This window comes from Streptomyces sp. NPDC006339, from assembly GCF_040612775.1.
Classification (GTDB): domain Bacteria; phylum Actinomycetota; class Actinomycetes; order Streptomycetales; family Streptomycetaceae; genus Streptomyces.
Genome location: NZ_JBEXQW010000092.1, coordinates 1 through 14,027 on the forward strand (window position 1 = coordinate 1; position 14,027 = coordinate 14,027).

At 70.6% G+C, this 14,027-nt stretch carries 15 protein-coding genes; 4 read left to right on the top strand and 11 right to left on the bottom strand.

From position 1 onward, the window contains the following. Window positions 1-313: 313 nt before the first annotated feature. The 6 genes from ABZ135_RS37830 to ABZ135_RS37855 form a co-directional block, all read right to left on the bottom strand. A complete protein-coding gene (locus ABZ135_RS37830) occupies window positions 314-1,195 on the bottom strand; it encodes a class III extradiol ring-cleavage dioxygenase (RefSeq protein WP_356702782.1) in 882 nt (293 codons plus the stop codon). An 85-nt stretch (window positions 1,196-1,280) separates the two neighbouring features. Continuing rightward, the gene (locus ABZ135_RS37835; protein WP_356702784.1) at window positions 1,281-1,772 is read right to left on the bottom strand and encodes a MarR family transcriptional regulator; all 492 of its coding nucleotides are present in this window, start codon (window positions 1,770-1,772) and stop codon (window positions 1,281-1,283) included. A gap of 131 nt (window positions 1,773-1,903) precedes the next feature. Next, window positions 1,904-2,371, bottom strand: coding sequence for a DUF6069 family protein (locus tag ABZ135_RS37840; protein ID WP_356702786.1), 468 nt, complete (start codon window positions 2,369-2,371; stop codon window positions 1,904-1,906). A gap of 87 nt (window positions 2,372-2,458) precedes the next feature. Beyond that, complete coding sequence (locus ABZ135_RS37845) at window positions 2,459-3,313, bottom strand: SDR family oxidoreductase (protein ID WP_356702788.1); 855 nt, start codon at window positions 3,311-3,313, stop codon at window positions 2,459-2,461. A gap of 97 nt (window positions 3,314-3,410) precedes the next feature. After that, window positions 3,411-4,361 carry an NADP-dependent oxidoreductase gene (locus tag ABZ135_RS37850; protein WP_356702790.1) on the bottom strand — a complete coding sequence of 317 codons (951 nt, stop codon included), beginning with the start codon at window positions 4,359-4,361 and terminating at the stop codon, window positions 3,411-3,413. Between the two features lie 49 nt (window positions 4,362-4,410). Further along, window positions 4,411-4,785 carry a DoxX family protein gene (locus ABZ135_RS37855; RefSeq protein WP_356702792.1) on the bottom strand — a complete coding sequence of 125 codons (375 nt, stop codon included), beginning with the start codon at window positions 4,783-4,785 and terminating at the stop codon, window positions 4,411-4,413. A gap of 255 nt (window positions 4,786-5,040) precedes the next feature. Between ABZ135_RS37855 and ABZ135_RS37860 the strand changes: the two genes are divergently transcribed. The 3 genes from ABZ135_RS37860 (at window position 5,041) to ABZ135_RS37870 (ending at window position 6,392) form a co-directional block, all read left to right on the top strand. Then, on the top strand, window positions 5,041-5,166 hold the full coding sequence (locus ABZ135_RS37860; protein ID WP_356702794.1) for a hypothetical protein: 126 nt from the start codon (window positions 5,041-5,043) through the stop codon (window positions 5,164-5,166). Window positions 5,167-5,182: 16 nt separating this feature from the next. Continuing rightward, window positions 5,183-5,629 (top strand): hypothetical protein, encoded by a 447-nt coding sequence (locus ABZ135_RS37865; RefSeq protein ID WP_356702796.1) that lies wholly within the window; start codon window positions 5,183-5,185, stop codon window positions 5,627-5,629. Window positions 5,630-6,110: 481 nt separating this feature from the next. Further along, the gene (locus tag ABZ135_RS37870) at window positions 6,111-6,392 is read left to right on the top strand and encodes a hypothetical protein (RefSeq protein ID WP_356702798.1); all 282 of its coding nucleotides are present in this window, start codon (window positions 6,111-6,113) and stop codon (window positions 6,390-6,392) included. Between the two features lie 506 nt (window positions 6,393-6,898). Here ABZ135_RS37870 and ABZ135_RS37875 read toward each other — a convergent pair. Together ABZ135_RS37875 and ABZ135_RS37880 are read right to left on the bottom strand one after the other, a co-directional pair. After that, window positions 6,899-7,117: a transposase gene (locus ABZ135_RS37875; RefSeq protein WP_356702800.1), complete on the bottom strand. Its 219-nt coding sequence runs from the start codon at window positions 7,115-7,117 to the stop codon at window positions 6,899-6,901. A 90-nt stretch (window positions 7,118-7,207) separates the two neighbouring features. After that, window positions 7,208-8,836: a serine/threonine-protein kinase gene (locus ABZ135_RS37880; RefSeq protein ID WP_356702802.1), complete on the bottom strand. Its 1,629-nt coding sequence runs from the start codon at window positions 8,834-8,836 to the stop codon at window positions 7,208-7,210. 207 nt (window positions 8,837-9,043) lie between these two features. On the opposite strand from ABZ135_RS37880, the gene ABZ135_RS37885 reads away from it, so the two are divergent. Next, the gene (locus ABZ135_RS37885; RefSeq protein WP_356702804.1) at window positions 9,044-9,676 is read left to right on the top strand and encodes a hypothetical protein; all 633 of its coding nucleotides are present in this window, start codon (window positions 9,044-9,046) and stop codon (window positions 9,674-9,676) included. Between the two features lie 1,016 nt (window positions 9,677-10,692). Here the strand turns inward: ABZ135_RS37885 and ABZ135_RS37890 are convergent. From ABZ135_RS37890 to ABZ135_RS37900, 3 genes are all read right to left on the bottom strand, one after another. Further along, window positions 10,693-10,896, bottom strand: a complete 204-nt coding sequence (locus tag ABZ135_RS37890; RefSeq protein WP_030325187.1) for a cold-shock protein — start codon at window positions 10,894-10,896, stop codon at window positions 10,693-10,695. A gap of 247 nt (window positions 10,897-11,143) precedes the next feature. Continuing rightward, window positions 11,144-11,482: a MerR family transcriptional regulator gene (locus tag ABZ135_RS37895; RefSeq protein ID WP_356702806.1), complete on the bottom strand. Its 339-nt coding sequence runs from the start codon at window positions 11,480-11,482 to the stop codon at window positions 11,144-11,146. 1,872 nt (window positions 11,483-13,354) lie between these two features. Next, window positions 13,355-14,027 (bottom strand): hypothetical protein (locus ABZ135_RS37900; protein ID WP_356702808.1); only part of this gene is annotated, 673 nt, incomplete at its 5' end.

Here is a 14,027-nt window from a genome sequence, read left to right on the forward strand (position 1 = left end):
GCAGGCCGATACAGGAAGGGCGCCCCGGAGCGGGCCGTCGCCGCCCACGGCCGTTGCCGGCCGCTCGCGTCGGTCATCACTTCGGGCCAGGCCGGACGCCGGACTCCGCCACGCCGCCATCCATCCGGTCAGCAAAGTGATCCGAAGGAAACGGCCTAGGCCGTTTCCTTCGGATCATGTGCGTAGGCAGAACAAGGGCTGGAAGGTCTGCTGAGTTTGGTGCGGCGGTGGTGCTCGTTGCGCAGTGACCGCGAATGGGAGCGGTCATTGCCGGCCTGGTTCCTGGAGCGTGGGGGTGGGGTCGTGGTGGGGGTCAGGCCAGTTGGAAGGAGCGTTTGGCGAGGCCGGCCATGTAGCCGTCGATGACGGTGCGGGCGGGCTGTTCGGGGTTCTGGGCGGTGCCGAGGGTGATGAAGATGGGGAGGTAGTGCTCGGGGGTGGGGTGGGCGTAGGGCATGCCGGGTGCGCGGGTTGCGTAGGCGGCGAGTTCGTCGACGTCGCCGCGGGCGAGGGCGTCGGCGGCCCAGTCGTCGAAGCCGGAGGACCAGGCGGGGACGGTGCCGTGGAGCATCATGCCGCGGGTGATGTAGGGCAGGCCGTGGACCATGAAGCCGGAGCCGATGACGAGGATGCCTTCGTCGCGCAGGGGGGCCAGGCGGCGGCCGAGGGCGAGGAGGCGCTGGGGGTCGTGGGTGGGCATGGACATCTGTACGACGGGGATGTCGGCCAGTGGGTACATGGCCATCAGCGGGATCCAGGCGCCATGGTCCAGGCCGCGGGTGGGGTGCTGGTGGACGGGTTCGGCGTCGGGCATCATCGCGGCGAGGCGGGCGGCGAGGGCGGTGGCGTCGGGGGTGGCGTAGCGCATCTGGTAGTAGCGCCGGTGGAAGCCGCCGAAGTCGTAGTACAGCGGTGTGCCGGCCGCGGGGGCCGACAGCATCAGCGGGGCGTCCTCCCAGTGCGCGGAGACGATCACGATGGCTTTGGGCTTGGGCAGGGCCAGGGCCCAGTCGGACAGCTCACGCAGCCAGGGGCCGTCGTCGAAGAGCGGCGGGGCGCCGTGGCTGAGGTATATCGCGGGCAGGGGTCCGTCGGCGGGGGTCCAGGGGCGGTGTGCGGCGGCCCGGGTGAGGGCGCCGGGGAGGAAGGCGTCGTAGGCGCCTGCGGGTATCGCGGGGTTGAGCGGGTCGGTCATGGCGGGCCTCCGGGCGGATGCGGGTGATCGAACACGTGGGGCGGGGGGCTGATGCGCCGTGGCCGGTCCTGGGGGCTGGTGCCGGTCAGGGGTTGAGCATCGGGGGGCAGGTGCGGTCGGGGTTGATGGCGTCGTTGACGCGGTGGCTGATCTCGCGCAGCTGCTTGGCCTGTGTCTTGGTCAGGGGGTCGATGACCAGGCGGCGTACTTCGGCGACGTGGCCGGGGGCGGTGGCCACGACCTTGTCCCAGCCAGCGTCGGTCAGGATCGCCAGGGTGGATCGGCCGTCGGCGGGGTCGGGGGTGCGGGTGAGCCAGCCTTTGCTCTCCAGGCGTTTGGCGGTGTGGGAGAGCCGGGAGAGGGAGGCTTCGGCGAAGTCGGCCAGGTCCCTCATCCGCAGGGTGCGGTCGGGGGACATGGAGAGTCCGGCGAGGACCTGGTACTCGAAGTGGGAGATGCCGGCGTCGCGCTGCAACTGGGCGTCGAGGGCGGCGGGGAGGCTGACCAGCATGCTGACCATGGCGAGCCAGGTCTGCTGTTCCTCGGCGTCCAGCCAGCGGGGCTCATCGGTGTTCATACCCTCACGGTAACTTGACGCTTCAAGTCCGACGCCGACTGTCTCCTGCTGCATGGTGACCTCCCGGTCTGGGGTTGGGCGGCTCGGCTCCGGGGCTTGCCGCGGACGGGCCGCAAAGCGGGTGGCCCGGGTCAGCTGCGGGGCGTGTCGTTCAGGGGCAGGGCGCGCGGGTAGGTGGCGACGGCGATGGCGGCGACCGCGACGTGCATGAGCATCAGGGCGATGATCCCCGCGGCGTCCGCGTGCGGCTTGTAGTCGCTGACGAACATCGCCAGGTCGGGGACGAGGGAGACGATCACGACGGCGGGGACCAGCCGGGCCAGCAGGGCGCGCGGATCCGCCGAGCGCCGGCGGACGACCGCCCAGCCGGCCGCGCCGATGAGGACGCCCAGGACGGTGAAGGAGACGTAGGCGCCGGGCTGGAGGGGCTGGAAGTCCTTCGAGGCCCCCGCCGCCAGGGCGATCAGGGCGATGAGCGCGTTGGCGATGCTCGCGGCCACGATGCCCCCGATCAGCCATCCCGTGGCGGCGGCCCGGCTGGGCCCGGAAGGTATGGACTGGGCCGATGCGGTGGTGGCAGAGGAGGGCGTGGTGGACATGGGGATCTCCTTGAAAGGGGGACGAGCGGCGGAGGCAGGCGGCGGCGCGTGACCGGCCGCCCGTGAAGAACGGCGTGTACGGCTGGTTCAGTGGGCGAGTGCGGCGGTGAGGGTCGCGCGCAGTGCGGTGGTGGGCCGTCCGATGAGGCGGGAGAGGTCACCGGTGGTGCCGGCCAGCTGGCCGTCGGCGGTGCCGGCGTCGATCGCGAGGAGCATCTGAACGACCGGCTCGGGCAGACCGGCCTCGGCCAGGGCCCTGGCGTGGTCCTGGGCCGGCAGGTCCTGGTAGGTGACCGGGGTGCCGGTGACAGCGGTGGTGTTGGCGGCGACGTCGTCCATGGTGAAGACGGTGTCGCCGGACAGTTCGTAGACGGTGTTGTCGTGGCCGTCGCCGGTGAGGACCGCGGCGGCGGCTGCGGCGTAGTCGGCGCGCGAGGCCGAGGAGATACGACCGTCGCGGGCGCTGCCGATGATCGTGCCGGTGGCCGCGCCCTGCTGGGCGGTGGGGATGTAGTTCTCGTTGTACCAGCCGTTGCGCAGCAGGCTGTGGGTCAGGCCACTGGCCTTGATCGCTTCCTCGGTGGCCTGGTGCTCGGGGGCGACGGGCAGGGTGGATGTGTCGGCGTGAAGGACGCTGGTGTACGCCAGGAGGCCGGCGCCCGCGTCCTTGGCGGCGTCGATGACGGCCTGGTGCTGCTGGACGCGGCGGCCGAAGTCGTTGCCGGAGATCAGCAGGATCTTGTCGGCATCCTCGAAGGCGGTCTTGAGGGTGTCGGGGCGGTCGTAGTCGGCCTCACGGACCTGGACGCCGCGTTCGGCGAGGTCGGCGGCCTTCTGCGGGGTGCGGACGGCCGCGACGATCTGGTCGGCGGGGACCCGGGTGAGGAGGTCTTCCACGACGAGGCGGCCGAGCTGCCCGGTGGCGCCGGTGACGATGATCATGAGAGGGGCTTTCGGTCGGTTCTGTCAGGGATGCGGGCCACCGCCCTTCCGGGCGGGGCGGGCAGAGCTGGGCAGCGGGCCAGGACGGTGGTCCGGGTCAGTCGCCGACGTTGACGATGATCTTGCCGCGAGCGTGGCCGGCGGCGAGGGTCGCCAGACCCTCGGCGGCCCGCTCCAGGGGGAGGACGGTGGCGATGTCGGCCTTGACGGTTCCTTCGGCGGCCAGGGCGGCCAGCGGCTCGATGACCTCTCGGACCGGGGTGGCCATGATGTTGCTGCCGGTCAGCCCGGCCGCGGCGAGGGCCTGCTCGTCGGCGGCGTTCAGGGTGCTGGCGACCTTGCCGCCCTTGCGCAGGGCACTCAGGGGCAGTCCTTCGGCACTGCGGGAGACCAGGTCGATCAGGCCGTCGACGCCGTCGGGGTAGGCGGCGGTGACCTGGTCGGCGACCAGCGTGGCGGCGGTGTGGTCGACGACCGTCGCGGCCCCCAGGCCGGTGAGCCGGTCGGCGTCGGCGGGCGTCCCGGTCGCCACGACGGTGGCGCCACGGGCGGCGAGCAGCTGCACGGCGTAGGAGCCGACGCCGCCGGTGGCACCGACCACCAGGACGACCTGCCCCGGCTGGACGTCGAGGGCTTCGACCGAGGCGTAGGCGGCGGTGCCGGCCAGCGGCGGGGCCGCGGCCGTGGCGAAGTCCAGCCCGGCCGGCTTGGCCGCCACCGAGGCGGTCGGGAGCAGCGCGTACTCGGCGAGGGTGCCGGCCTGGACCGGCGGGACGAGCAGGACGTGCCCGAAGACCTCGTCACCGGCAGCCAGGTGGTCGACGCCCGCGCCGACCACCTCGACCACACCGGAGGCGTCCCGCCCCAGCACCAGCGGGTAGGCGTGGGGCATCATCTCGGCCATCATTCCCGAGGCCAGGGCGTTGTCGACGGCATTCAGGGCCGCGTTCCTCACCCGGATCAGGACATGGCCGTCGGTGACCTCCGGGACGGGCAGGTCGGACACGGCGGGCTGGGCACCGGGCTCGGAAACGTTCAGTGCACGCATGGCGATCTCCCAAAGACCTGGGTTCGATTTCGGCTGGTTCGTGGCGAGATTAGAAGGCGTAAGGCCCGAAGCGGCCCCACGCCACAGCAAGGGCCAGGATCAGCACGACGGCGTTCACGCCGATCATCTGCTGCTCCTTGCGGCGGGCGTGGACGACCGCGGCGCCGAGCATGAGGACCGCCAGCCCCGCGGCTGCCAGCGGCACCAGGACCGGCGCGACGCCCAGGGCCGCGGGCAGGACCAGGCCGAGCGCGCCGAGCACCTCCAGCGCACCGATGGCCTTCACCGCGCCGACGGAGAAGTCGCCGGTCCATCCCATCCCGGACGCGGCCAGCTTCTCCTTCGACTGGACGATCTTCATCAGACCGGCGAGGGCGAACGCGACGGCCAGGAGGCCCGCGATGATCCAGAGGGTGACGTTCATAGTGTCGGACCTTCCCCAATGACTTGACGCTTCAACTAAAGGTAGGCCGATTACTTGAAGCGTCAAGTAAAACCGAGGAGCGCGGTGCGCCCGAGGAACGCTGGGGGTACATCTCGAGCGCCTGGCGGCGTTCGTCGAGCAGCACCGCGAGCGCCTGGAGGAACTGCTGCGGGCGTACGGGCCGGGCAGCAGCCCGCAGAGTTCGGCCGGTACGCACTGATCGGACAGCCCGAGACCCTGGTCACCCTGGAGCGTATGGAGGCCGTTCCGATGCTCCTGCGCCGACTGTGGGAGAAGGAGCTGGAGACCGTCTTCCTGGACGACCTCGAGTTCGCGTGGGGCCGCGCCGCGACCGCGTTCCCCACCCCGCTGCAATGCTGAACCACCACGTGTACCGGTGTCTGGACCCGCATCGAGCGGGCCCGGCAGCGGCGACTTCTGGGTCCACAAGGACGCCCAGGGACGCTACTCCATCACCTTCCAGCGCTCGTTCGCGACCACGCCGACCGTCACCTCCAACATCACCGCCGACGGCTGGGTCCTGCTCGACAACACCCACGCCGCCGTCATCGAGACCGGCCGGGTCGTGATCACCACGGTGACGACCACGGCACCCTCGGCGACCGCAGTTTCAGCTTCCAGATCATCGGCTGACAACCGCCCCGTGGCCGGGTCTGCAACGCGCAGGCCCGGCCACCTCTTCGCGTATCCAGCCCCCGCCGCGACAGCCATCCGCCCAGCGCTGCCGCGAGGCCACTCGCCACGCGCCCGCATCTGGGGAATCAAGCCGCCCCAGCATCTGTTGTCAGCCCTTGATGCGAGGATCCGCGCGCCCCGCCCGTGAGATCCGGGCAGGGCGCGGGCGCCTGGGGGCGGTACTGCCGCGACGTGTCGGCGGGGCCGATGCCGAGCGTGCGGCGCGGCCTCGGCGCGGGTGCCGGTGCGGGTCGAGGACGCCTTGGGGCGCACGCCCCGTGGCCGTGGACCGGCGATCCGCGTCGACAGGTGTCGAGAGGGCGTACGCCGGAGCGCAAGGTGCTCGCGAGTGCTTCCCCTCGCCCCCTGCCCCCAGGCGTGTACAGCCCGGCTCGCAGCCCTTTCAGGATGAAATGAGCGCGTTACCAGACGGGCGGAACTATGTCCGGTATTCGAAATCCCATCCGCGAGAGAAAGGTGTGCCATGAGTACTGCCACGACCGGGGTGCTGGATCAGTTGGAGGAGCTGGTCCTCTGACAGCAAGATCAAGGCGGCTCTGACCAAGGTCGCACAGGACCCGCACCCCAAGGGCGAGACGATCGACATCGAGGGCCGCCTCACATCCCTGATGCCCAAGGAGCTGAAGACCCTGATCGACGGCGCCGGAAAGGCGGGAGGGACCGTCGCAGGGGCTGCCGGCGACACCCTGGGCAAGGCCACCAGGCCCCTGGGCACGTGGGAGGCGGAGAACCCGCAGATCGTCATGGTCTCCCAGCCCTTCGTGATTGCCGTCGTGAGGGTCATCGCCAACGCCCTCGGCGGGGGCGGTGGCGAGGGCGGCGGCCGTGAGCAGCGCAAGCCCGGCACCTACGACAACGGGTACGACGCGTCCCGTGACGCGCAGAACTAGCGGCCTGGCGCCTCGCTCACGCCGGCCACACAGCCACGCGGACAAGCCCCGAACGGCTTGACGGACCTCGTCACCATACGGCCGTACCGCTCCCTGTCCCCCGCTTTCCGAGCCGGGGGCCAGTCGATTCAGCCGCCTGCCGCCCCGCACTCGCAGCGGCCGGGTACGGGGACGGCCCGGTCCGGTGCTGGGGACCCGGATGCCTTCCAACACGGCGGTGAACTGAGGACTGTCACCGCGCTGACCTGTGGTGACCAGCAGCGACAGCGGCCGATGGCCTTGCTCGCAGGCCAGGTGGATCTTGGTGGTGAAGCCTCCCCGGAGCGGCCCAGGCCGTGGTCCTCGGGCTTGGAGCGGGTGCCGCCCGATGGTTCGTTCTGCGTCCAGGCGGTCGCGGCAGGCGCCTGCGGCGTGCTGGTGGGCGCGGCAGATCGTGCAGTCGACGTTGACCTCCCACGTGATCAGCCCGGCCTTGCAGCCGGGTCAGCAGTTCGGACCAGGTGCCGTCACGCTGCCAGCGGCGAAAGAGTCCGTAGACCGTCTGCCACGGCCCGTACTCCGACGGCGTCCCGCCACGGAGCCCCGGTCCGCACCCGCCGCCGGATCCCGTCTATCAGCTTCCGCCGGCCCAACGACGGCCGACCCAGCTCCGCGACCGGCAACACCGGCTCCAGCACAGCCCACTGATCGTCAGAAAGATCCCCTCGCCCCCACACCACCATCATCGCGATGTGAGGCGAGGAGCGGAGCAGACTAGCCGCTGAAGTCGCCCCGGCGGGGTCGCGGCTGGGGTGCCCGGTTCGTGTATCCGCCTGCTACTTCTTTTGCCAGAGGGTCAGTCGGGTGGCGTAGTCGGGCAGGTCACCGTGGCTGGTGGTGATGCCGGTGACCTCCAGCATGGCCAGCCGGTTCTCAGTGGTGACCGTGCACAGCAGCGTTCCGACGGGGATGGCGGTCCGCAGGTCGTTCGCCTCGATCTCCGTGGGCAGCACGTCGGCCTGAGCGCCTTGGAGGCACTGCTGCGGCGTCTTGCCAGTGCTCTTGCCCATCGGGGTATAGAACTCCCAGCGGCCGCCCGAGATCTCGCTGAGCAGGAGCTCCCGGCCCGGGGTGTCCTGCATGACCTGCGGAATGTCAAGGTCAGCCCAGATGAGGTTGGCCCCGCTCGGGGAGCGCAGGGCGAAGGGACGGTCCCGGAAGACGACGGTGTACCCGGAGTCGTCGGCGGCGGAGGGCGTCGGCGTCGGCGTCGGAGCAGTGGATGGGGTGGGCTGCACCGACTGCTTGCTGTCGCCTTTGCCCTGCCCATCCTCCGCGGTGTCGCCGGAGCGGGTCAGCGTCCAGGTCAGGATCACCGCCAGGGCGACGGCCACGGCGGTGCCGGCGACGACGGGCCCGGTCCGCGGGCGCAGCGGCGCCGCCGGGGCCGGCGGTGTGGACGGCGGGGGCGGCGCCACGGTGGGAGTGGCGGCGAAGGTGGGGCCGTGCGGTGGGCGCGGCCCGGAGGCGGTGACCGTTGGCTCGGGTGGCGGGGTGAGCGGGGCATGCTCCCGGGCGGCTATCTGTGCGGTCAGCGGCTGCGGCAGCCAGCCGGTGAAGTCGTTCAGGGAGCGTCCTGCCGCCTGCTCGCACAGTACGGCCAGTTCTGGGGTGCCGATGCGGTCGCCCGGGTCGGCGGACAGGCAGCGCTCCAGGAGCGGGCGGAGCCGGTCGTCGTAGAGGTCCAGGCGGGGTGGACGTACGGCGGTGTTGGCGATCTGTGCGGCAAGGGTGAGAGCGCCGCCGTCGCCGTAGGGGTGGCGGCCGGTCGCGGCCACGGCGGCGATCAGGCCGAGCGAGAAGACGTCGGTGGCCGGTCCTACCGGCTCACCGAGCGCGTGCTCGGGGGACATGAACTGCGGGGTGCCGATGACGCCGCCGGACAGGGTGAGCTGGGTGGCGTCGGCGGCGCGGGCGATGCCGAAGTCGATGACGTAGGGACCCTGGTTGCTCAGCAGGATGTTGCTGGGCTTCAGGTCGCGGTGCACGATGCCGGCGGTGTGGATCGCGGTCAGCGCCCGCGCGGTGCAGCCGACGAGCTGGAGGACGGCGGGCAGCGGCAGCGGGCCGTGCGCCGCGAGAGCCTCGTGCAGGGGCAGACCGGGGATGAACACCGACGCCAGCCAAGGCTGTTCGCCGGTCGTGTCGTGGTCGACGACCGGGACGACGTGGTAGCCCTGGACCCGGCGGGCCGCCTGAACCTCCTGCTCGAAGCGGCGGCGGAACGCGGGATCGCCACCGTACTCACGCCGGATCACTTTCAGCGCGATGGGCTGTCCGCCGCGGGTGCGGGAGAGATAGACGGTGCCCATGCCGCCTTCGCCGATGCGGGCCAGCAGCCGGTACCCCGCGATCTCCCGCGGGTCCTCAGCACGCAGCCGTTCACCCGTCACGTCCGCCGCCATACCGGACCCTCCCCCATTCCTTGATCATCGTCTGCGGCGAGCGTAACCGAGGCGGACCCCGCACCGCGTCCTGTTTCACGTGCACCGCGGCTCATGGCACAGCGGGGACAGGCCCAGCACCCCACCTCGGTCATTTGGGCGGGAGCACGTCAAGTAGCCGTAAGATCGCGGTCGACTGACGGTCGATCATGGAAGGACGGGGGCGTCATGGTGATGCGGAAGGTGTGCGGTGGGGTTGTCGGGCTCGCGCTGGTATTGGCGCTGGCCGGCTGCTCGGGCGGCAGCGGAACGAACGGCGGTGGATCGAACGGCGGTGGTGTGAAGGCGGTCGCCGGGCCGCTCACCTCGGCTCAGGTGGCGCAGGCCATTCCGAGCAAGCTGGCCGCGCCCAAGGGGTGGAAGGGGAAGACTCCGCAGGTCCAAGAAGGCAGCGAGCTGCAGGAGTTCTGCCAGATGAAGGGTTCCTGGAGCTGCGCCGGGCTGAGTGCCGCAGCGACCACTCAGCACTTCGATCTGGACAGCGGTGGTGAGATCGACGTGGACTTCGAGCTGCTGGCTTACGACTCCGTCGAGAGCGCCAAGGTCGGCATGAAGACGATGGTCGCCCAGCACCATGAGAGCAGCGCTGCCGCGATCAAGCCCCTGACGATCGACGTGGGCGCCGACGAGACCGACGCCTACGCGAAGGAAGAGTCCTCGGTCGCGGCGCTCCGCGTCGGCACCGTCGTGGCTCTCGTGTACGGGCATGCGCTTCCGAAGGACCACGACCTGCGGTCGTTCGCCACGATGCAGGTACAGCGCATCACGACCGTCGCCGCCGGTAAGAACCCGGACGCCTGAGCTCCAGCCCTCGGCCTCCGGGCCACCGGGCACGGTGACGGCCCCCGGCCTCCGATGCCGGGGGCAGAGGGCAGGGGGTAGACACGGCCGTCCTGTACGCCACTCCGGCGAGCACACGCGCGGCCCCAGGCAGGAGACCCGGACGGGGCGCCAGCCCTCAGAACGCCCCCAGGCGCCTTCGGCGTCACCGGGGAGCGTCCTTGCCCTCGGTCGAGAGGAAGGTGCCCAAGTGCCCCCGCGGCCGGCTCCCGCCCCGAGAGACTGGCTCCCACCACGACTGCCAAGATGATCAGGGACTCCGCCATCCCCCCGCGCGCAGGTCCTGTGCGCCGGACGCCCCGGGCGCGCAGCTCGGCGACGTCGGGCAGGTCGAGGCCGGGCAGGTCGACAAGGAGGTCGGCCTGGGCGGCCTGGATCGGCGCGGCCGGAGGGCCGGGGCCGAGAGTGCGGCGGGTGGTCACCTGGTGATCGTACGGCGGACCGCCGGCCATGGCCCTGTAGTGCCGCCGGGTTCGGTGCGGGCCGGGCGGATGAGCAGAACTCGCGCCCGAAGTGTCGCATCACTCACCCGTGCGCCGGTTCCGTGCCGCCTCGTTCGGTGCCTCGGACGCGGCACGGTCCGATCGTGTACGCGCCGCCGGGGCGTCCGGATGGGCCGGGGCCAGGTGTACGCAGCCAAGTGCAGCGGCTTCAGGAGGACGCGCCGGTCATCACGGCCGAACGGCTCACGCCCGGATTCGCGCGCGGTCGGCTCACCGGTGTCGCAGGCCGACCGCTGTGAGGTAGGCGTTGTCCGGAGCGAGGCTCGCTATCGGGGCGAGCGCTGTCAGTGTCGGCGCTGACCCGGTCGAGGACGACGGGGCGAAGTGCTCGCGGGCACTGGGGACAAGAGAGGTTTCCGGCCGAGCAGGCCCCGTAGCGAGGTGGGAGAGCACGAAGGCCCTGCTCCTCCTAGGAATGAACCTGAAGGAGCAGGGACCTTGGGGCAGGCCAGTCTGCCAATGGGGCGGGAGAGGTCAGGCCAGGTTGATGTTCTCGGCCTGCGGGCCCTTCTGGCCCTGCGTGACGTCGAACGTCACGGTCTGGCCCTCCTGGAGCTCACGGAAGCCCGAGGAGTTGATCGCCGAGTAGTGGGCGAAGACGTCCGGGCCGCCACCGTCCTGGGCGATGAAGCCGAAGCCCTTCTCCGCGTTGAACCACTTCACAGTTCCCGTAGCCATATCCATGCCTTCCAGTCGATGAACGCCTCCCACACCATGCGGGAGACGGAGGTGATCGCCCTGGTTCCTGCGGCACAGCACAGCAAAACGCCCACGCCGAAGGCGTGGGCAAAGGGAACTTCCGAACCACGACAGCTCACACAGACGGTACACGTCCGCACACCCCGTCACCACAGGAAAAACGCTCACATCGCGCCTTGAACCGGGTGCGGGCAAGGCCGCCGGGAAGCGCCAGGCGCGCCCTGGGTCATGCCGCGGCTGTGGGGTTCGTTGCTGCGGCAGCGCGGCGGTATTCGGCGTTGATGCGCCGGGCTTCCTCCAGTTGGTCCTCGAGGACGACGATGCGGCACGCGGCCTCGATGGGGGTGCCCTGATCGACCAGTTCGCGGGCGCGGGCGGCGATGCGTAGCTGGTAGCGGGAGTAGCGGCGATGTCCGCCGACGGAGCGCAGCGGGGTGATGAGGCGGGCCTCGCCGATGGCGCGCAGGAAGGCCTGGGTGGTGCCGAGCATCTCGGCGGCCCGGCCCATGGTGTAGGCGGGGTAGTCATCGTCGTCGAGACGGCCGTACGAGTCGTCCGCGGTCATTGCACCTCTCTCGTGGGACTCACGGAACATGTGGAGGGGCCCTGGTGCCGTACGGCACCAGGGCCCCGAAGGAACTGCTACACCATCTGCCGGCCCTGATGCCGCGCCGGCCTTCTGTTGCCACCGACCCGACCAACATGCCGCCGGGCCTGCGGGGATCGCGGTTGCTTGACCGGAGACCACCTCACTATCGATGTCCTGCGGTACCCGGACCCAAAACTCCAGCCCGGGCGATCCTGATGGTGTTGGCCCCTCCGTTCTTCCCTCTGGATCAATCACTCACCAAACGGGAACTGCGTACTGCTGGTGTTGCGAACTGCTGGTGGCCTCTCACAGCGCCACTTCGGCAGCCGGCCCCGCCGCCTCCTGCGTCTGCTCTGACTTGGAACCCCACTACCGAACCTCCCGGCGCGCGCGCCGCCCGCAGCCGACGCCTTCACCGAGGTACTACTCACCAACTTCACTGCGGGGTACTGCACTGCGGTGCTAGCGGCCCCTGATCACTGCGGGCCACCCGGTCGGTCACCAGTCCCGTCGCCGTCCTGCAACAACCCTGGCTTCGAAACTCCGTCACCGCACCGTCCTGCAAACTGCAACTGCGGGTACTGCGGCCCGGCAGTTCTTCTCTGCCGGGCCCTTCTCGATCTCGACTACGACAGAAACCATAACCACACCACAACCCAATGTCTACTCTGGCCAATACAGATTTTCGCCTGTCCGACAGCAAGGTAATCGTCCTCGCCCAGCGACAGGTGCGAGAGCAAGCCGGGTTAACAGGCCGCACGGCCTCACCGCCACCGCGGCGGCCGGGCCCGCACCGCTCACCCCTGCGTGAGCGCACCATGCTCGTAGTCCCGGACAACCTCTGGATCACCCGGGCAGGCGAGGTGTGGAGCGTGATCCGGTGGGCAGAAGGGCGACTGCGCCGTCGACGGACACCCCCCGAGTCGTGGACGGCGGCGATGGTCGGTGGCTGGTGTGCCGCCTGCGGCTCCCTCCATGCCGCAGGCGGCACCGCCCCGGCGGCCTCCACTGCATGGACCCGGGGAAGACCAGGTAACTCGCGCAGCAGTCGGCCCGCCCGGCTCGCGGGTGGCATGTTCACGGAGAATGGGGGCAGGGGCAGCTTCGTGCCATCCGCATCTGCCGACCTGCTCATACAGGTCCGGCGCGCCTTGGTGCAGGCGGGTTTTCACCTATCCGACGGTGACGGGGAGGACGGCAGGCCAGGGCTTGCAGTGACCGAAACCCCGACCGGGGTGCTGGTGAGATGACCCGCTTCGGACGGCTTCATCTCTCTGTCGCGGGACCAGCCCGGGGCATCAGGCGACAGCATGCGGGCGATCGTGCAGGCCGCGGTGTCGGGCCTGCTGCTGGAGATGGGGCATACGGTCACACCATCGCCCGACGGGGGCGACCTTCTCGTTCTGCCTGAGTGGTCAGGCGCCGCATCCGAAACACAGTGAGACCCGCTTCTCTACGCGGACTTCCTCCGCGCCGACGCAGTCTTCTTCGCGGCCGTCTTCTTGGCCAGGGCCTTCTTCGCGGCGGCCGTCTCCTTCTTCACCGAGCACGCCCAGGCCACACCACACCTCGGCGCGGATCCTCACCCCCATCGCCGTCGTTCTGCCCACGCAGCGGCAGGAGCTGACTCGGCGCCCCCGCGATCAGTGCACGCGCGGCCGCCGGGACGCTCCAACACGTCCAGCCCCTTCGTCGAAGTTCAGCTCGTCGCCCCACGTCTGCGCACACAGTCCCCCACGCGCACGACGGTGCCGGTCATCCGGCCGACAGAGCCGGGGACCTGCCCGAATAATGAAGGCCGCCACCTGGTGAGTGGCGGCCTTCAGTTCGGCCCAGCGTGGCCGGTGGTCAGCGGACGAGATCCTGCGGCAGGCCGGATGCCCCCATGAAAGCCATCATCTCGGCATCCCAGGCCACCTCGGCGATCTCGGTGCTTCGCCTCACCGGATGCGGCAGGTGCTGGTCGGTGAACCCCAGCATCTGTGCACTCGCCCGCCACACTCGGGCGTCCGGATTCTGCCCGACAGCGGCGTGATGGGCGGCCAGTAGGTGGGCCGCAAGGGGGTCACCAGCGCCGGCGGCGAAGCGCCACCAGTACAGCGCGCTGTCGCGACGGTCGAGGCGGTAGAGCAGGCAGGCGAAGGTGCGCGCTCCGGTCTCGTCGTAGTCGGCGGCGAAGTCGGCGAGGGTGTCGACGTCGTTGGAGCGCAGGACGTTTTCACACAGGACCTGGACGTAGGCGAGGACGACCGCTCTGGAGGCGGTGGGGTCGTGGGCGATGATCGGGGTGGGGCGGCGCCTGACCGTGCGGCGGGGCCCGGGCCGGGTGGAGCCGCGCGGATGTGCTGTGGCCGGTTCAGGGCCGCAGGCGGGCGGCGGGAGCTGGACGACGGGCTGCTTGTGCGGGCCGGGGTCGGGCGATTCAGGGTTCCGGTGCTGGACGGTGTCGGTGACGGTGTAGGTGACCCTGGCGGGGCGCCGGGAGTCCTGGGCGATGCGGTCGGCGAGCCGATTCATGAAC